General features: G+C 45.2%; 15 protein-coding genes and 1 riboswitch. Of the genes, 11 read left to right on the top strand and 4 right to left on the bottom strand.

The window, feature by feature from the left end; translation table 11 throughout:
* From Q7J41_RS11775 to Q7J41_RS11765, 3 genes are all read right to left on the bottom strand, one after another.
* Window positions 1-863, bottom strand: an 863-nt coding sequence (locus Q7J41_RS11775) for a HAMP domain-containing protein (protein WP_304888315.1), incomplete at its 3' end; no start/stop codon positions are given.
* A complete protein-coding gene (locus Q7J41_RS11770) occupies window positions 863-1,549 on the bottom strand; it encodes a response regulator transcription factor (protein ID WP_304888314.1) in 687 nt (228 codons plus the stop codon). The genes Q7J41_RS11775 and Q7J41_RS11770, both read right to left, overlap by 1 nt.
* A gap of 52 nt (window positions 1,550-1,601) precedes the next feature.
* Window positions 1,602-2,312, bottom strand: coding sequence for a tRNA 2-thiocytidine biosynthesis TtcA family protein (locus Q7J41_RS11765; RefSeq protein ID WP_304888312.1), 711 nt, complete (start codon window positions 2,310-2,312; stop codon window positions 1,602-1,604).
* Between the two features lie 151 nt (window positions 2,313-2,463).
* Between Q7J41_RS11765 and Q7J41_RS11760 the strand changes: the two genes are divergently transcribed.
* From Q7J41_RS11760 to Q7J41_RS11740, 5 genes are all read left to right on the top strand, one after another.
* The gene (locus Q7J41_RS11760; protein WP_304888310.1) at window positions 2,464-2,949 is read left to right on the top strand and encodes a small multi-drug export protein; all 486 of its coding nucleotides are present in this window, start codon (window positions 2,464-2,466) and stop codon (window positions 2,947-2,949) included.
* 15 nt (window positions 2,950-2,964) lie between these two features.
* On the top strand, window positions 2,965-4,146 hold the full coding sequence (locus Q7J41_RS11755) for an aminopeptidase P family protein (protein ID WP_304888309.1): 1,182 nt from the start codon (window positions 2,965-2,967) through the stop codon (window positions 4,144-4,146).
* Between the two features lie 122 nt (window positions 4,147-4,268).
* Window positions 4,269-4,366, top strand: a riboswitch (SAM riboswitch).
* Between the two features lie 95 nt (window positions 4,367-4,461).
* Window positions 4,462-5,640: a methionine adenosyltransferase gene (gene metK / locus Q7J41_RS11750; RefSeq protein WP_304888307.1), complete on the top strand. Its 1,179-nt coding sequence runs from the start codon at window positions 4,462-4,464 to the stop codon at window positions 5,638-5,640.
* Window positions 5,641-5,776: 136 nt separating this feature from the next.
* A complete protein-coding gene (locus Q7J41_RS11745) occupies window positions 5,777-6,211 on the top strand; it encodes a C-GCAxxG-C-C family protein (RefSeq protein ID WP_304888305.1) in 435 nt (144 codons plus the stop codon).
* A gap of 41 nt (window positions 6,212-6,252) precedes the next feature.
* Complete coding sequence (locus tag Q7J41_RS11740) at window positions 6,253-6,867, top strand: HdeD family acid-resistance protein (protein ID WP_304888303.1); 615 nt, start codon at window positions 6,253-6,255, stop codon at window positions 6,865-6,867.
* Between the two features lie 87 nt (window positions 6,868-6,954).
* Here the strand turns inward: Q7J41_RS11740 and Q7J41_RS11735 are convergent, their stop codons facing one another.
* The gene (locus tag Q7J41_RS11735) at window positions 6,955-8,229 is read right to left on the bottom strand and encodes a glycosyltransferase (protein WP_304888301.1); all 1,275 of its coding nucleotides are present in this window, start codon (window positions 8,227-8,229) and stop codon (window positions 6,955-6,957) included.
* 218 nt (window positions 8,230-8,447) lie between these two features.
* Between Q7J41_RS11735 and Q7J41_RS11730 the strand changes: the two genes are divergently transcribed.
* From Q7J41_RS11730 to hflX, 6 genes are all read left to right on the top strand, one after another.
* Window positions 8,448-10,943, top strand: a complete 2,496-nt coding sequence (locus tag Q7J41_RS11730; protein WP_304888299.1) for a U32 family peptidase — start codon at window positions 8,448-8,450, stop codon at window positions 10,941-10,943.
* A gap of 17 nt (window positions 10,944-10,960) precedes the next feature.
* Entirely contained in the window at window positions 10,961-13,330 is a 2,370-nt protein-coding gene (locus Q7J41_RS11725) for an endonuclease MutS2 (protein ID WP_304888297.1), read from the top strand.
* 149 nt (window positions 13,331-13,479) lie between these two features.
* The gene (dcd, locus tag Q7J41_RS11720; protein ID WP_304888294.1) at window positions 13,480-14,013 is read left to right on the top strand and encodes a dCTP deaminase; all 534 of its coding nucleotides are present in this window, start codon (window positions 13,480-13,482) and stop codon (window positions 14,011-14,013) included.
* A 44-nt stretch (window positions 14,014-14,057) separates the two neighbouring features.
* The gene (locus Q7J41_RS11715; RefSeq protein ID WP_304888292.1) at window positions 14,058-15,224 is read left to right on the top strand and encodes a cysteine desulfurase family protein; all 1,167 of its coding nucleotides are present in this window, start codon (window positions 14,058-14,060) and stop codon (window positions 15,222-15,224) included.
* Window positions 15,225-15,241: 17 nt separating this feature from the next.
* Window positions 15,242-16,402 carry a tRNA uracil 4-sulfurtransferase ThiI gene (gene thiI, locus Q7J41_RS11710; protein WP_304888290.1) on the top strand — a complete coding sequence of 387 codons (1,161 nt, stop codon included), beginning with the start codon at window positions 15,242-15,244 and terminating at the stop codon, window positions 16,400-16,402.
* Between the two features lie 171 nt (window positions 16,403-16,573).
* The gene (gene hflX / locus Q7J41_RS11705; RefSeq protein WP_304888288.1) at window positions 16,574-18,388 is read left to right on the top strand and encodes a GTPase HflX; all 1,815 of its coding nucleotides are present in this window, start codon (window positions 16,574-16,576) and stop codon (window positions 18,386-18,388) included.
* Window positions 18,389-18,390: the final 2 nt, after the last annotated feature.

Genomic DNA, 18,390 nt, shown 5'->3' with positions numbered 1-18,390 from the left:
AAATAGGTTTTAATATAGCTGTTTGAGGTGATGATATTGCCGTTTTTATCAATGGCCAGAAGTCCATCATCAATCGAAGCCAGAACCCCAGCCAGCCGTTTTCGCTCAGATTCCAGCTGCAGGATAACATTGTTGATATTGGTAACCATGCCGTTAAAAGCATGGGTCAGATCCCCGATTTCATCGGTGTGCTTATAATAAATGGTTAAATTATAATTACCGTTATTAATTTCTTTGGAGATTTTTGTCAGATCTTTAATCGGTTGAAAAAAGTGTTTGGCAAAGGACATGGTCACGAAAACAAGAACCATCAGACCAATCAGCCCGCCAATCGCAAAAAGGATGCCGGCAATATGCAAAAATGTATCCATTTCGTGCATTGAATAAACAAGACCAATGTATCCGATGACAGTATTGTCAATCGTAACCGGAGCGGTGAAATAGGCCATACTGGCATCGTTAATCGATTTCAAGGTAAATACCGGGGCATTCTCAGCCAGTGACAGGTCAAGCTCGGCTTTGAGGGTGTTATTGATTGTGGTTTCTTCAACGGAATCCGCAATCCGATTTCCTTCGGTATCAAAAAGCATGACCCGATGATTTTCATTCTCGGAGATGCTTTTTGAGAGATACAGACTATTGGCAATAAATCTGTTTTTGAGCGAGTCAGAGCTCTGGACATTCTTTAATTCCTGACTGATAAATAAGGTGGAGTCCTGAGCTGTTTTCTGCAAGGTGTCTTTTGTTTGGTTGATATAGTAGTAGGAGGTTCCTTGAAAAACACAAAATACAACAATCAGAAATGCAAAAGCAAAAAGCAGGATGTTGTATAAGATCATTCGAACCCGATAACTTAGTTGCATTAAAGTTTCCTCATCTTATATCCAATTCCAAAAACAGTCTGGATGTATTTATTGCCCTGGGTGTCAATTTTTCGGCGGATCCGCTGAACATGCATATCAACGGTTCGGGTATCCCCGTAATAATCATATCCCCAGATTTTTTCCAATAGGGTATCGCGGGGAAAAACCTGCTCCAGATTGGAAGCCAGTAAAAAGAGCAATTCAAATTCTTTGGGGGTGAGATGGATTTCCTGGCCATCCAGCATAACCATCCGCTCATCAGCATAAATGCTCAAGTCGCCATTTTTCAGCAGTGACTCCTGTTTCTGAGGCTCAATGGTAATACTTGAACGTCTTAGGTGGGCTTTGATCCGGGCTAACAGCTCGCGGTTGTCAAAGGGCTTGGTCAAATAATCATCGGCCCCCAACTCCAGTCCTAAAACCTTGTCAATAATATCGGTTTTAGCAGTTAAGAGGATAATCGGAACGCCTAATTGGGGAGAAAGTTCCCGACAGACATCATAACCGTTTTTCTTTGGTAGCATAATATCCAGCACGATCAGATCCGGGCGAATCTCCAATGCTTTTTCGACGGCTTCCATGCCGTCGCTGGCAGTTTCCACCTGATAACCTTCAAATTCCAGCTCCAGCTTTATTAAATCAACAATCGACGCTTCATCATCGACAACGAGTATTTTTTCATTCATTTTCGTACCTGCTTTCTTAACGTTACTGTAATAAAAAACTATTAATAATAGTTTAAAACCACAGATTTAATTGTTCCTTGTTTTGGATGGCTCCCAAAACCCGATCATCCAGATCTGGTATGGTTTTACGGAGGTTTTTAATCATGATTTTGATGTCTTCCCGTTTGGTATAACCATTGGCGGGACAGGTGCTTTGGATTACCGGCAGTGCTTTCATTTCTGGATCCCCGATGATGTCCCGTTCCTTAACAAAAATTAAGGGACGGATGAGGGTGATGTCTTTTCGATCCAGATAGGTTACTGGCGAAAAGGTATTAATTCGTCCTTCATAAAAGAGGCTGAGAAAAAAAGTCTCAATGGCATCATCGGCATGGTGACCCAGGGCAATGGTTCGACATCCGCGCTCAATAGCCAGATCATGAAGGGCGCCGCGCTTCATGCGGGCACAGAGTGAACAGGGATTTTTTTCCTGCCGTTCTTCAAAGACGATCGGGCCAATCAAGGTTTTTTTGATGGTATAGGGGATATCAAGTCTGGCACACAAATCAACCAATGGGGTTAGATCCATGCCGCCAAAGCCCATATCTAGGGTAATTCCTTCCAGTTCAAAAGGAACTGGGGAAAAGTACTGAAAGCGTTTCATGGCAACTAGCAGTGCCGTGCTGTCCTTACCACCGGACAGACCGATGGCAATGCGGTCTCCCGGTTTAATCATTTCATATTTTTCAACCCCCCGGCGAAGGGGGCCAAGAATTTTTTTCATTGGGTTCTCCTGTTTTTATCATGATGCCGGATGAAACCGTCACTTAACCGATGCTTGTCAAAATCATTCAGAAAAGGTACAATATAGTCTTAATGGCATTCTATAGTCATTCTAACACTTAATAGGAGATTTTAAAAGGAGATTTGTTTATATGCAACAGGCAATTATTAGTTTTTTGGCATTTTTACCAGATTGGCTGGAGATCATTGTCATTTCGGCCATTCCCGTTGTTGAGCTGAGAGGTGCCATTCCGCTGGCAATTTTAGCATATGATATGCCCTATTTACAGGCATATGTGTTGGGTGTATTGGGGAGCATCATACCGGCACCGTTTATCTTGATGTTTATTCCGGCGATCCTGAAATGGATGTCGGGAACAAAAATATTCGGCAAAATGGCTAACTGGATTATTGCAAAAGGAATGAAAAAATCAGATAAATTGACCCAGTATGAGTTTTGGGGTTTGTATGCTTTTGTCGCCATTCCCTTGCCGGGAACGGGGGTTTGGACAGGCTGTCTGGCAGCTTCGCTGATCGGACTGGACTTTAAGCGTAGTATGATCTCGGTAGCCCTGGGATCGGCAACAGCGGGTATTATTGTCACAGCACTGGTGGCGGGCGGTTTGTCGTTGTTTTAAAAATTAGGAGAAAAAATGGCACTATCACAGATTTTTTACACCGAAAACAGAAAAAAAATGGCAGATCAACTCGCAAACAACAGCTTAACGATGCTATTTTCAGGCCGGGAAATAGAAATGACCGAAGATGCAAATTATCCTTTTTTTGCCAACAATAATTTTTATTATCTAACTGGTATTCGCGCACCGGAGGTGGTGCTTGCCATGACCAAAGATCATCGGGGCGAGCTGTCCTGGCAACTCTTCATTGAAGCAGCCGATCCGCTGAAAGAAAAATGGGTGGGTAAAAAGATCAGTCGCAATGAGGCAAAAGCGGTTTCGGGGATTGATGAAGTATACTACATCAAAGACTTGCCCCAACAGATTGCCCGGGTAGCATCGGTTCAAACATTGTATTTTGATTTTAAAGCCCCGTCACATCAGAGCTTTAAAACTGAGGATACGGATTTGAAAAATGTGCTCAAACAATGTAAATTAAAGGATCTGCATCCCATTTTGGCAGGGCTGCGGCTGATCAAAACCGCAGAAGAAATCAGTGCCATTGGCAGAGCCAATGCGGTTACAAAACAAGGCCTCAGCGAGATTAAGAAATTAATTAAGCCAGGCATCTATGAATATGAACTGGCCGCTTTTTTTGAGTATTTTGTCAAAAAAGAAGGAACCGAGGGACTAGCCTTTGAAACCATCGTCGCATCGGGAAAGAATGCCACGATTCTACATTATGTGTCCAATCGCTGTCCCTTGAAATCAGGTGAGCTGGTTCTTTTTGACTTGGGCGCGAGAGTGGATGGTTACTGCGGCGACTTAAGCCGAACTTTTCCCGTTAATGGAGAAATGACGGCTCAGCAGGAAAAACTTTATGGAATCGTAGATGGGGTTCAAAAAGAGCTGTTTAAAGCCTATAAACCGGGGGCAGTGCTGAAAGATCTGCAGAATCAGACGAAAGAGCTGTTCCTGGAAAAATGCTGCAGTGCCGGTTTTGTTCCCGAAAATAACGATATCACCGAGTTTTATTATCATGGTATTGGTCACCCGCTGGGTTTGGATACCCATGATCTGCGACCGGCCGGTGATCTGATTTTAGCGCCGGGAATGGTGATGACGGTTGAACCGGGTCTCTATCTGGAAAAACTGGGCATTGGCATCCGGATTGAAGATGACGTCGTGATTACTGATCACGGATGTACGGTCTTATAGATCGATTCAAAGATGACTTTTGGGTGGTTCAGGGGCATGCTTGCAGAAAACTTTAGCCCGTAATAAAATGCTTGACAAAGAAAATAATGATGTGTATGATTTAGAAAAAGTAATTGAATATTTACCTATCCAGAGAGGTGGAGGGACAGGCCCGATGAAACCCGGCAACCAGCATGAAGCATGGTGCCAATACCTGCGATATTTTTCGCAATGATGGGATTTAATGTAGAACATTAGCCTCGTCGTTAGACGAGGCTTTTTTCGTGATTAAGGTATCAGGTAAATGGACATTACGCTATTAAAAAGGAGAACACAATGAAAAAATTATTTACCTCAGAATCGGTTACCGAAGGCCACCCAGATAAGATTTGCGACCAGATTTCGGATGCCGTCCTGGATGCGATTTTCGAACAGGATCCGATGGCACGGGTTGCCTGTGAAACACTGGTTACAACAGGCCTGGTACTGGTCGCTGGTGAGATTACCACATCCTGTTATGTCGATATTCCGAAGTTGGTAAGAGAAACCGTTCGGGAAATTGGCTATGACCGGGCAAAATATGGTTTTGACTGTGATACCTGCTCTGTTATCACTGCGATCGATGAGCAATCAACCGATATTGCCATGGGGGTGGATGAAGGACTGGAATCCCGAAAAGGGGAATCAAATGAAGCGGATCTCGCCACTGGTGCTGGTGATCAGGGGATGATGTTTGGCTTTGCCTGCAATGAAACCCCGGAACTGATGCCATTACCAATTTCTTTGGCACATCAGCTGGCCAAACGACTGACTGATATTCGCAAAGAAAAAATCGTTGATTATTTACGTCCAGATGGTAAAACTCAGGTAACCGTGGAATATGATGATGGGGTACCCACCCGGATTGATACCGTGGTTATTTCCACTCAACATAGCAGCGATGTTTCGTTAGAAACGATTGAGAAAGATATGATTGAAAAAGTCATCAAGGTAGTGATTGATCCTAAATTATTGGATGCCGAGACCAAATATTTTGTTAATCCCACGGGACGTTTTGTCATTGGCGGACCTCAGGGAGATTGCGGTTTAACCGGCCGTAAAATTATTGTCGATACCTATGGTGGTTATGGCCGTCATGGCGGCGGGGCATTTTCGGGAAAAGATCCCACAAAGGTGGATCGCTCCGGAGCCTATGCAGCCCGACACGTGGCCAAAAATATTGTCGCCGCCGGTCTGGCCGATAAATGCGAAGTGGAATTAGCCTATGCCATCGGCGTGGCAAAACCGGTTTCAATTTATGTGGACACCTTTGGCACCGGAAAAATTGAAGATGATAAGATTATTGCGTTAATCGAAAAACATTTTGATCTCAGACCAGCTGCGATTATCAAGAACCTTGGTTTAAGAGCACCCATTTACAAACAAACTGCGGCGTATGGTCATTTTGGCCGAACCGATGTCGATCTGCCATGGGAACGACTTGATATGGTAGAAAAACTGAAAAGCAGTTTATAGAATTTATTAAATCAAAAAAAACATCCGACTCATCAATTTTGTTTAGCTAAATGGGGTGCATCGTGGTAAAATAATCATAAGTACATCAACGATGTGTCCCAGCTATGACGCTAAAAAAATAACCTTGGAGGAAAAGATGGAAAAATATGTTGAGCTTTATAATGCTTTTGGAAAAGACAAACCAGTCGAAGAACAACCCCGGTACCATATGAATTGTGCCGAGGTACTGCTTCGTTCGGCTAACGAAAAATACGATTTAAATCTGCCGCAGGAAAGCTTTCGGATGCTTCAGGGCTTTGGAGCCGGATTTTATTCTGAGAAAACCTGTGGTGCCTTTTCCGGATCATTGGCGGCTCTGGGCGCTTTATACACTGAAGAAAGACCATCAGACCAGGCTAAAATGACGCGAGCAGCAAAACTTTTAGTCGAAGAATTCGAGAAAGAGTTTGGCAGTCTGGATTGTGATTACATCAAAAAACATCATCGCGATGATGTAGCCGCCTGTAACCCAGTTAAGCTGCGGGCCGGTCAGGTCTTTGATCGGGTAGTTGAAGCCATGGAAAAGGAATAAGGATACAAAATAGCCACAGAAAAAATGATGGAGGTTATCATATGAATCAAAGTGAAACGAAATCCCTGGGCATTGATATGCTGGAACGGTCTTATGGCAAGTGGTGGCTGATGCTGCTGGATGGTCTTTGTTTTATGGCACTAAGCGTATTTGCTATATTCTTCAGTAATCATGCTATTACCCTGCTGGTTTTTGTTTTTGGTGTGTATCGCGGTATCATGGGAGTTGTGTATATCGTCTCGGCATTGATGATACGTCACAAATATGGTGCCAACACCGGTTTCAGTCTGGGAAGAGGTATCTTTGATCTGATTATCTGCGCTGTTTTTTTATTAGCACCCAATGTGATTGTGGCATTTTTCATCATTATCATCGGCATCTGGGCCATTATTACCGGAATATTTCTATTGATTGTTTCTGCAAATTCCGGAAACGTGGGCAGAATTATTAAAATCGTCATGGGTGTGGCGTTGATTGGGTTTGGAATCTACGCTTTTGTTAATCCGATGGGTCCGGCAACAATTATTGTGATGATTGTCGGTGTTGCTTTTGGAATATTCGGTTTATTTTTAGTAATCCAGTCGATTGGTATGAAGCGAACCTTTACCCAAATTAAAAAAGTCAAAAAGGGTTATGAAGATTATCATATTGAATAAAGAGATTTAATAGCATAAACTATTTATAAGCAGCTCAGGTGAACAACCGGAGCTGCTTTTTTAGATGGAGAATAAATGAGAGTTGCTTTATCGATGGTTCTTCACATTGCCAGGGCAATGGTTCTCAATAAAAGCAAGGGCAGTTTCAGTTCCATTTTCCTGATCGATGATGGCCTTCAGGGCTTGAGCCTTTGATTGAATGGCCTCTTCTTCAAACTGAATGAAGCGTTGGATCAGAGCTTGTGTCGTGACCTGGTTTTCCTTCATCGGTTTTAGTGCATACCCTTGTTGATAGAGGCGGTTGGCCCAGAAGGGTTGGTCTACCGAAAAGGGGATAATCAGCTGTGGTTTTCCGCTTTTGATGGCTGCTGCCATGGTTCCCACGCCGCCATGATGGACGATCCCTTTTCCATGGGGAAACAATAATGAATGGGGCGCGGCATCGATAGTCAGCAGATGCTCATCCTCATCAAAGTGAAAGCCGCTGTTGCCAGATAAAAGGATACCCCGCTGATGGGTGGCATGAAGGGCTTCCTGCAGGCAGTTTTTAAATTGTTCCGGAGCTTTAAGGGGCATACTGCTAAACGAGATGATAATCGGTGCCGGTCCCGAGTTTAAAAAGGTAGTTAATGTTGAATCAAGGTGATCGGCTTGGGAATCAAGATAAAAAAAACCAGGCGTCAGAACCCGACCCTCCCAGCTTGTTACTTCCGGAAACAAGGCCTTGCTGATGGGATAAATAATGGGGATGGTTTGGCCTTTCAGGGAAAAGGTGTAGAGTCCGCTTTTGCGTTTAGGCAGATGCAAGGTTTTTTCTCTGAAATCATTGACCTCTTTGATGCTTGATCGCTCGGCTTGAGCGATCACTGAATAGGTCCAGAGATTCAATCGCTTTCCGAGATTTTTGGTGGGGGAGATGGCCAGGTTGGGAAATTCATCAATCGGAAAGGTAATCGGCACCGGGGGAATGCTGATACAGGGAATGTCGAGAACTTCGGCAATATCGGGTGCACCGAAGGCCTTGGGATGATAGAGGATCACATCAGCGCCCTGGGCAGCCTCATAGAACTGATCCAGGGTTTGTCGAAAGGCCGGATTAACCATTTCATCCAGATATTTTTTGGTGCGAAAGGGGTGCTTAAGAGCGTGTTTGAAAACCATTTGACCTTCCTCGGTTTCCAGCATCGCCATCAGATCACTGGCCGCTTCTTTAAATTCGATTCCGGCTGCTTCTATAAATGGCTTGAATGTTTTTCCGGTACAGATGATGGCCTGATGTCCTTTTTCCAGCGCTTTTTGTGCCAGGGCGACAAAAGGTTGAACATCACCACGGGTTCCTAGGGTTAAGATTGAAATTTTCATTAATGACTCCTCTCGTATCAAACCAGTTTGCAATTAATTCCATTTTGTTATGATACTTTTTTTACCCTGATTTTTCAAGATTAATAAGGCTACCGGTAATAAATGAATTGAACGACGAAAAAGAATTTCAAATCTTCTTTATTTTATCTACATATGTTATAATAATCAATTGCATAGAAGTTACGTGAAACATCAATTAATAGGAACATGAGGTAAAAATGAATAAAAAACCAGAACTGCTGGCACCGGCCGGAACAATGGAAGCGGTCATTGCGGCCATCAACGGCGGGGCGGACGCGGTGTATTTTGGTGGCAAATCCTTTAATGCCCGTCGCAATGCTGAAAACATGACGGATGAAGAAATAAAAGAGGCGGTCACGCTTTGTCATCAGCATCGGGTGAAAGTCTATATCACCTTGAATATATTAATAAAAAATAGTGAAATGAGCGAATTAGTCGGCGTCCTTAGTTTTATGAAAAACCTTAATCTGGATGGTCTGATTGTTCAGGATATGGGATTAATCTATTTAATCCGCCATTATTTTCCCGAATTCAAACTCCAGACCAGCACCCAGGCTTCTGTTTATGGCGTGGAAGGGGTACTGTTTTTCCAGGAACTTGGTTTTTCCCGGGTGGTGCTGCCCCGGGAAATGCCATTAACCCAGGTAACTGAAATTAAGAAAAAAACCAAGGTTGAATTAAAAATATTCACCCATGGAGCCTTGTGCTACGCCTATTCCGGCCAGTGTCTAATGAGCAGTATGATTGGCGGCCGCAGTGGCAACCGGGGTCTCTGCGCTCAACCCTGTCGCAAGAATTACCGGCTGTTCGATGAGAACAATCGGCTGGTTCAGGAAGGCTATCTCCTTAGTCCCAAGGACTTAAATACGCTGGACGACCTGGAGACAATCATGGCTTCGGGAGTGTACTCCTTAAAAATAGAAGGCCGAATGAAAACCCCAGAATACGTCTATGGGATTACCCGGGCTTATCGGGAAGCCATTGATGCAGCGGCGGGTGAGATGAGTAAAAAAACAATCGATGATCAGGCCGTGATGCAGGTGTTTAACCGGGATTTCACCCGAGGTCATCTTTTTAATGAAGCAGATCTCCTCAATGCCCAGGTGGGCAAGAATCGGGGCTTTTTAATTGGCCAGGTTGTCAGCCTTTCTAAAACCGCTAAAAACCAGAATCATAAAAGTGCCTATCAGCCTCTGGGGATTCGTCTCAATGAGGATGCCCAGCTTCATATCGGAGATGGCTTATCTTTTGGCGAAGACGGCAAAACGGGAGCCAAGGTGGATGCGATTTTCACCCCGGCCGGCCGTCGTCTGGAACAAGGTCTTGGTGGCGAAACCGTGGCCATTCCTTGTCGATATGGGGTTACACCAGGGACGCCGCTTTATAAAAATCTGGATAAAAATTTAATGGATAGCCTTAAACAACTGGGCTCGCAATCCCTTGAGCAGCCAGGCTCCGCAGTGAACTTTAAACTGCTCCTCAAGCAGGGCAGACCGGCAGAAATAGCAGCGGTTACCCAGGGCTATGCGGTCACTTATACAGCCGCTTTCAGTCCCGAAGTACCCCTGAGAAATCCCATTGATGAAGCGATGGTCCGGGAGCAAATTTCCCGAATCGGCGGCACCGGTTATGAACTGGGTACCATAGAAATGGAATTGGACGCTCGGGTGTTTCTGTCCCGCAGCCAGTTAAACACCTTACGGAAAGAAGTATTGATTAAACTGGCGGAGACGCTGGCAGGCGCAGAAAAAAACACCGGAAACACAGGTGAGGTAAATCAGGCGATCACGATTGTGCCACTGGAACACGAACTAGCAGGTCAATCAGAACGATTAAAAAAACTACAATTAGAAGACTCGAAAAAACGGGTTTCACTGGCATTCGAAAAAATGCCGGATAGCCAGTTTTTAACGCTTTTGGATGGACTGGGTCTGGATCAGGTCGTGTTGCCTTTACTTGGGGAGGGGGTAGCGGAAAAAACTGCCCTCTTAAAGGATCAGGGCATCGCCGTGTTACTGAAGACCCCTAAAATAATGGATGACGAATTAACTAAAATAGTACGTCGCTTAGTGACCCAGGAGCTGAATCAGGATGGCTTTTTAATCGGCAATTATGAAGCCCTGCATCTGCTAAATAAAACCTCATCTTATTTAGAGACCGATCAGTCGTTTAACCTGTTTAATACCCTGGCAACCCGAGCATTAAAAGAGTGGGGCGTCGGTGGCGGCGTGTTATCGCCGGAACTTAATGAAATCGAGCTAAAAGAAATAACCGAGCAGTCAGAGATTGCCATGGTTTTACCAGTTTACGGTTCGCAGGAGCTGATGGTCAGTAAAAAATGTCTGTTCGGCTGTAAAAACTGTCTGGAAAAGAAAAAAGGAACAACCGGTTTGTGCCGTCAGGAAACGACCGGTAAGCTGGTGGATGAGCGTGGGTTTGCTTTCCCGGTAGAACGGGATGACCAGGGACTGATTCATGTCTATAATGGCGATACCTTATTTTTAAGGGAAGAAATCCTGGAACTAAAAGGTGTGGACACCTGGCGAATCCAGCATCACAACGAAAGTATGGAAAAGTTAAGGACCATCATCAGCTATTACAGTCAGGGGATTTATGACAAACATTGGGGTCTTCCCGAAGGGCTTGGAACCGAAGGAACCACCCGGGGAAGTTTTAAACGAGGCGTAAAATAGAGGAGAGAAATAAATACATGGATCAAAGAAGTTTGAAGGTCTTGGAATATCATAAAATATTAAAAAGTCTGGGTGAACATTGTGTTACCCAGGGAGGAAAGGATCAAGCCAAAAATTTGTTGCCGCTAGAAAGCCTGACGGCAGTCAACCGGGGCCTTGATTTAACCAATGAAAGTCTGGGGATGATCCTCCGCAACGGTCGTCCGCCTCTGGCAGATGTGCCGAATACCAGTGATTATGTCAAGCGGGCAGCCATTGGTTCGATGCTGTCGATGAAAGAACTGTTGTCGATTGCGACCCTGCTGCGGATCGCCCGGGATATGGATAATTATTACCACAGCGATACGCAAATGGATACCCTGATGTTATTAAAGGATCTGTTTACTTCGCTAGAAACCTGTGAAGAACTGGAAAAGGAAATCAGCCGAAAAATACTGGGTCCCGAAGAAATGGCTGACAACGCCTCCCGGGAACTCTCCCGGATTCGGCGGGAGATGCAGTTTAAATACAAGCGGATCACTGAAAAACTTAGTCATATGATCAGCTCAACAGCTTATGAAAAAATACTCCAGGAAAAAATCGTAACCATCCGGAACAATCGCTATGTTATTCCCGTCAAGCAGGAATACCGCAGCCAGGTTCCCGGGATCGTTCTGGATAAGTCGGCCAGTGGCGCGACCCTCTTTATTGAACCGATGGCGGTGGTGGAACTGAACAACGATATCAAAATTCTGGTCACTGAAGAAGAACAGGAGATCATCCGGATTCTCAAAGATCTCACCCAGCAGGTGGCTGATTTGCGGGATGAGATTATCTGCAATTATGATGTGCTGGTAGATCTGGATTTTCAGTTCGGTAAAGGCAAGTATGGTCTGACCATTAATGGGGTCAGAACCAGTGTTACCGAAACCGGCGTCATTGAGCTGTTGCGGGCCAAGCATCCCTTGATTCCCGACGATCAGGTTGTCGCCTCAGATATTTATTTTGAAGCAGGCATTGATACTATGGTCATTACCGGGCCTAATACCGGCGGGAAAACAGTCTCCTTAAAAACCATCGGTCTGCTCAATCTGATGGTTCAGTCCGGGCTTTTTGTTCCGGTTCGGGAAGGCAGTAAAACCCGGATTTTTGCTGATATCTTTGCGGATATCGGGGATGAACAAAGCATTGAGCAAAGCCTCAGTACCTTTTCTTCCCATATGACCAATATCGTTGAGATTATGAACAAAGCTGACCATAACTCACTGGTGTTATTTGATGAACTTGGGGCTGGCACTGATCCCACCGAAGGAGCCGCTCTGGCTATTTCGATTCTTAATGCCCTGCATCTGCGCCGGGTAACCAGTGTATCCACCACCCATTACAGTGAGCTGAAGGAGTACGCTCTGGTCACCCCGGGGGTGGTCAATGCCAGTGTTGAATTTGATGTCAAAACCCTGAGACCGACCTATCGCCTGTTAATTGGGGTGCCAGGAAAATCGAATGCCTTTGAAATCGCAATGCGATTGGGGCTCGGAGAGGAGGTCATTGAAAATGCCCGGGAGCTGATCAAGAACGAGGCCATCCGCTTTGAAGAAACACTGATTAAAATTGATGAAAAGCGCCGCCGCACCGAAGCGGAACATGATGCCATTATTCGCTTGAAGCAGGAAACCGAGGCTCTGAAACGGCAAATGGATCAGGAAAAACAGAAATTTGCGGACGAACAAAAAGCGCTACTGCAAAAAGCTCAGGAAGAAGCCATGGAAATCGTTAAGAAAACCCGGGTCGAAACCGAAGAAATTTACCGGGAAATAAGGACCATTCAGGAAAATACGACCAATGCGGTTAAAGATAATAAAGAGTTGGAAGCGATTCGCAAGCGCATCAAAGAAAAAGAGAAAAATATTTATCAATTTGGCAGCCGACCCAAAGACTATCAGGGGGCGGCTCTGGAGATGGATGATCTGAGCGTCGGGATGAAGGTTTATATCAACAGTCTGCGTCGCGAAGGGGAGGTTTTAAACCTGCTTCCCAATGAAAACAAAGCCATGGTTCAGGCAGAGATGATTAAACTGAAGGTTGATGTCGGCGACCTGAGTATTTCAACGGCGTTGGCCAAGCCGGAAGAGAAAAAGGTCACCTATAAAAAGGTGGATCGCCATGTGATGGATACCAAGCTGGATCTTCGTGGAAAAAATGGTGAAGAATCGCTGTATCTGGTCGATAAGATGATCGGTGATGCGATGCTTTCAGGCAATAAGCAGATTGTCATTGTCCACGGCAAGGGCACCGGGAGGCTTCGGGAGATCATTCATGAATACCTGAAAGGGAACCCCTTAATCGAAGATTTCCGTCTGGGCGCCATGAATGAAGGCGGCTCTGGGGTGACCATCGTGACGCTATAAAATGACATAAGTGTCATCAGGTAGTCAGAATCGCTTGAAGATGAGGCACTGAAACAGTTTAAAAATAGTCTTGTAAATTTACAGCACCCATAATACAATTAATGGGAAAATTTCACAGGTACGTAGAATTTTGAAATTTTGGAGGAAACATGATTTTATCGGATAAAACCATTTATAAATATTTAGAAAGCGGTGAGCTGGTTATCGATCCACTGGAAAAGGGCCAGGTGCAACCGGCCTCGGTGGACATTCGTTTAGGAACCAGCTATTTAAAGCTGGACGAGAATAATTTTGAGGCGATGACGCTAACGAATGAAATTAAGTATATTTCCATGGAAGCGGATGAGATCATTATTCCATCCAATTCTTTTCTTTTGGCAACAACCATGGAGTACATCAAGCTGCCCTGTAACTTAACTGCCTTTGTTGAAGGCAGAAGCTCGATCGGTCGGATGGGGTTATTTATTCAGAATGCCGGATGGGTAGATCCGGGCTTTGAAGGGGAGATTACCCTGGAACTTTACAATGCCAATCGCCTGCCGATCAAACTGGAAAAGGGACGGCGGATCTGCCAGCTGGTCTTTGCCCAAATGGACGATATGGCCTTAAATCCCTATCAGGGAAAATATCAGGGACAACGCTCGGCCGTGGGGAGCCGCATTTTTCTGGATGAGGAATGCTGATTCAGAGTGTTAAAACCGAGCCTCGATGAGGAAGGATCGAAATAATGAAAGAAATTTACTTAGATAACGCAGCAACCACCAGGGTACATCCCGAGGTTGCTGAAAAAATGATGGATGCCCTGGTAAACAACTATGGGAATCCTTCATCCCTCCACCGCCTGGGGATTCGGGGCGAACAAGCCATCAAGGAAGTGCGGGAATTAATTGCCAAAAACCTGAACTGCCAGACCCCGGAAATCTATTTCAATTCCGGCGGAACTGAAGGCAATAATATGATTATCCAGGGGGTAGTGGAAAATAAAAAACGTAACCGGATGCGGATTATCACCTCGGCCATTGAACACCCATCGGTGCTGGATGTGTTTACCTTTTATGAAAACCACCAGGTGGAGGTAATTGTTTTAGGGGTAGATACCCAAGGTCATATCCGTTTGGATGAGCTGGAAGCGGCGATGAACGAAGATACCATTCTGGTTAGTATTATGGGAGTGAACAATGAACTGGGAACCATTCAGGATCTGAAGGCGATTGGCAAAATCGTCAAAGCGGTTAATCCCAAATGTGTTTTTCACGCTGATTTTGTTCAGGGCTTTATGAAAATCCCTGTGGATGTGCAGGCCAGCTTGCTTGATGCCCTGACTTTGTCCGGTCATAAGATTTTTGGCCCTAAAGGTGTGGGAGCGGTTTATATTAAAAAAGGTACCGATATTAAACCTCTGCTTCGGGGCGGCGGTCAGGAAAACAACATGCGCTCGGGAACGGAAAATGTCCCGGGGATCGTTGGTTTTGGCGAAGCCATTCGGTTACGGAAAGAGTCATTTAGCGATGAGTTTGAAGCGATCCGAAACTTGCGAACCGTCTTTATCAACGAAATCGAGTCGAAAGTCGATGATATCAAAATAAACGGGGATCCTAACGGCAGCCCCTATGTGTTGAATATTTCTTTTAACCGGGTACGGGGCGAGGTACTGTTGCACAGCCTCGAAGCCAAGGGGATTTTTGTATCCACCGGCTCAGCCTGTTCGTCTCATAAAAAAGAGAAACAGTATGTCCTCAAAGCGATTGGGCTGGCCGAAGAATATAAAGAAGGAACCATTCGCATCAGCTTTTCAAAAGACATCACCAAAGACGATGTAAAAATTGCGGTGGAAGCCATTGCCCAGGCCGTCAACAGCTTGAGACTTTTGGTTAAACCAAGAAAAAATAGATGACAGGAGCTAAAAAATTAATGGAACATGTTATTCTGGTTCGATACGGGGAGATTGCCCTGAAAGGGTTGAACCGTAATTATTTTATCGAATTATTGGCAAAAAATATTAGAAACACTCTGCGCAGTGTACCATCGGCGAAGGTTAAAAAAATACAAGGGCGCTTGATTGTCGATGTCAACGATGAAGATCTGAACCGAGCCATGGAGCGGGTGCAAAAAGTATTTGGTATTGTCTCCATCAGTCCGGCCATTGTCATTGACAGCGATATTAATGTGATTGAAGAAAACGCCATCAAGCAAGTACAGTCTGCCGAGGACATCAAAACCTTTAAAATTACCGCCAAGCGTGGCGATAAAACTTTCCCGATCAAATCGCCGGATCTATGCTGCCGTCTGGGCGAAGTGGTGCTTGATAATGTCGAGGGTGTCACCGTGGATATCCACAACCCGGATCTGAATTTGTGGGTGGAAGTTCGCGAACAAACCTATATGTATCACGAATTTATTGCCTGTAACGGCGGGTTGCCGGTGGGCTGCAGCGGCAAAGGTGCGCTTCTTTTATCTGGTGGCATCGACAGTCCGGTGGCTGGTTATCTGATGGCCAAGCGTGGCGTCGAAGTCATTGGCGTCTATTTCCACAGCTTCCCCTTCACCAGCGACCGAACCAAGGAAAAGGTCATCGATCTGGCCAAGATCATGAGTCAGTATTGCGGCAAAATCAAACTGTTTGTGGTTCCCTTTACCGAGATCCAGACTAAGATTGTCGAAATGTGCCCGGATCGGCAGACGACCATTATCATGCGTCGCTACATGATGCGGATTGCCGAGATGATAGCCAACAACGAAGGGGCCAAGGCCATGATTACCGGTGAAAGCCTGGGTCAGGTTGCCAGCCAGACGATGGAAGGCCTGGCGGCTACCAATGCGGTGGCCGGAATGCCGGTGTTCAGACCGCTGATCGGTTTTGATAAAACCGAAATTGTCAAGATCGCCGAAACCATCGGCACCTTTGAAACCTCGATCCTGCCCTACGAAGATTGCTGTACCATTTTCGTACCCAAGCATCCGGAAACCAGACCAAAGGTTTCGGAGATGCTGCGTTCTGAAGAAAAAATTGCCGAAATGATGGTGCAAATGATGGCTACCGCCGTAGCAGAATCCGAAGTTGTCACACTCTAGGGGAAACTTAAACTCGCATACCGACCAATTGTCGGTACTACGTTAGCCCTTTGTCTATAACATAAAACCAGGCAATCATTTTGCCTGGTTTTTGTGTTATAATAAGGTATTCTAGTAATAATTCAAGAAATCATTTTAAAAATCATTCTATTAAAATAAAAGGAAAAAACAATGGCAGATAATAATAAAAGTGGCATTCGCCAAAGCTATATAAAAGAACTGGATGACCTGGTTGGTTATGAAATGGAAAACCAGGTTCTTTTAGATGAAACTATTTTAGAGATCATGAAACGATTGACCCTGGCAACGAAGCGGGAAGTGCTGATTTGTACCAACGATAAAAACCGGGTTCAATGGGTGAATATCGGCGATGCAGCGACCGTCAATATTGGCAATGCGGAAATGCTGTATCACGTTAAGGCCTTGAATAAATACCGGGTGATCCATACCCATCCCGGCGGCAATCCGCACTTATCCGACGAGGATTTTTCGGCGGCCAAAAAACAGAATCTTCAGTGCATTATCGCCATTGGCGTCGATGAAAAAATACCGACCAGCTTTAGCATTGGGGTGCCAGTGGTTGAAGAAGCGTCCATGGGTTACGGACAAGCACTATTTAAAACCCTGAAGGAACTGAATAAGTTTCCGTTGGAGAACTACATTCTATTGGCAGACCGATTTATCAAAGACGATCCCAACAACAAATTTGATTCCGAAGATGAAGAAGAACGAGCCTTACTGATTGGCCTGGATCTGCCCGGAAATAAAGGCGTGGAGCTGGTTGACTCCATGGAAGAATTGCGGCAACTGGTAAAAACCGCCGGGGGAACTGTTTTGGAACAGGTGTGTCAGGCCAGAAGTCAGATTGACACTACCTTTTATGTGGGTAAGGGCAAGCTTCAGGAGTTGATCAAGGTGATTCAGAATAACGACATCAATCTGATTGTCGCCAATGATGAATTGAATTCCCGACAGATTGCCAACATCGAAGCGGCCACCGGAACCAAAACGGTCGATCGAACCACCATTATTCTGGATATTTTTGCCCGCCATGCCAAAACCAAAGAAGGCAAGCTGCAGGTCGAACTGGCGCAGCAGAAATACCGGATGAGTCACCTGAAAGGGTTGGGGATTGTTATGTCCCGAACCGGCGGTGGCATCGGTACTCGCGGCCCTGGTGAAAAGAAACTGGAAACTGATCGCCGCCATATCCGGAAACAGTTAGAAGAACTAGAAGCCCGGATTGAGCGGATCAATAAAAGCAATCAGCTGAATGCCGTCCAGCGGGGAAAAAATAAAATTAAAACCGTCGGCTTAATTGGCTATACCAACTCTGGCAAGAGCACGTTGTTTAACCAACTGACCCAGAGTGAGGTGGTGACCAAAGATGGTCTCTTTATCACTCTGGATTCGACCCTCAGAAAGGTTGATCCGGAACATGGGGATTATCTGGTCTCGGACACCGTCGGTTTCATCGATAAGCTGCCCCATGATTTAATTAAGGCCTTCAAGACCACGCTGATGGAAGTGGAAACAGCGGATCTACTGCTCCATGTGGTGGATGTCTCCAATCATAATTATGAAGCCCAAATCACGGTCGTCAATCAGGTTCTTATGGATATCGGAGCGGGCAACAAAAAAGTGATGATGATCTATAATAAAATCGATAAACTGCTCCCGGAAGACCGGGAAGCCTTTATCCTTAAAAATCAGCAAGCCGTTGATGAGCTGACCCTCTATATTTCCGCTAAAGAAGGGCTGGGAGTCGATATCCTGTTTGAAACCGTCGATCGGGTGCTGATCGGAGAAAAACGGCAAATCGAGCTGCTGATCCCCTATGATGATAATAAAGCGCTGGCGCTTCTGCATGAAATGAAGGTGGTTCAGGAAATTGATTACCAGGCCGAAGGCAATCTGGTGACCATTGAGATGACTGATGATTTTCCGATCCATATTTTTGCGAAGTATCAGGTGCCAGAGGTATAAGC

It is taken from the genome of Acetobacterium sp. (genome assembly GCF_030652775.1).
Lineage (GTDB): Bacteria > Bacillota > Clostridia > Eubacteriales > Eubacteriaceae > Acetobacterium.
The sequence above is the reverse complement of the archived record's forward strand: the minus strand, read 5'-3'. Positions and strand labels throughout refer to the sequence as shown.

Bases quoted from the DNA above. Each gene is read 5' to 3' on its own strand.
- Q7J41_RS11765 (WP_304888312.1), bottom strand. From the start codon at position 2,312: ATGAAAAAAATTCTTGGCCCCCTTCGCCGGGGGGTTGAAAAATATGAA.
- Q7J41_RS11740 (WP_304888303.1), top strand. From the start codon at position 6,253: ATGAATCAAAGTGAAACGAAATCCCTGGGCATTGATATGCTGGAACGG.
- hflX (WP_304888288.1), top strand. From the start codon at position 16,574: ATGGCAGATAATAATAAAAGTGGCATTCGCCAAAGCTATATAAAAGAA.
- Q7J41_RS11770 (WP_304888314.1), bottom strand. From the start codon at position 1,549: ATGAATGAAAAAATACTCGTTGTCGATGATGAAGCGTCGATTGTTGAT.
- Q7J41_RS11730 (WP_304888299.1), top strand. From the start codon at position 8,448: ATGAATAAAAAACCAGAACTGCTGGCACCGGCCGGAACAATGGAAGCG.
- Q7J41_RS11760 (WP_304888310.1), top strand. From the start codon at position 2,464: ATGCAACAGGCAATTATTAGTTTTTTGGCATTTTTACCAGATTGGCTG.
- Q7J41_RS11725 (WP_304888297.1), top strand. From the start codon at position 10,961: ATGGATCAAAGAAGTTTGAAGGTCTTGGAATATCATAAAATATTAAAA.
- thiI (WP_304888290.1), top strand. From the start codon at position 15,242: ATGGAACATGTTATTCTGGTTCGATACGGGGAGATTGCCCTGAAAGGG.
- dcd (WP_304888294.1), top strand. From the start codon at position 13,480: ATGATTTTATCGGATAAAACCATTTATAAATATTTAGAAAGCGGTGAG.
- Q7J41_RS11755 (WP_304888309.1), top strand. From the start codon at position 2,965: ATGGCACTATCACAGATTTTTTACACCGAAAACAGAAAAAAAATGGCA.
- Q7J41_RS11715 (WP_304888292.1), top strand. From the start codon at position 14,058: ATGAAAGAAATTTACTTAGATAACGCAGCAACCACCAGGGTACATCCC.
- Q7J41_RS11735 (WP_304888301.1), bottom strand. From the start codon at position 8,229: ATGAAAATTTCAATCTTAACCCTAGGAACCCGTGGTGATGTTCAACCT.
- metK (WP_304888307.1), top strand. From the start codon at position 4,462: ATGAAAAAATTATTTACCTCAGAATCGGTTACCGAAGGCCACCCAGAT.
- Q7J41_RS11745 (WP_304888305.1), top strand. From the start codon at position 5,777: ATGGAAAAATATGTTGAGCTTTATAATGCTTTTGGAAAAGACAAACCA.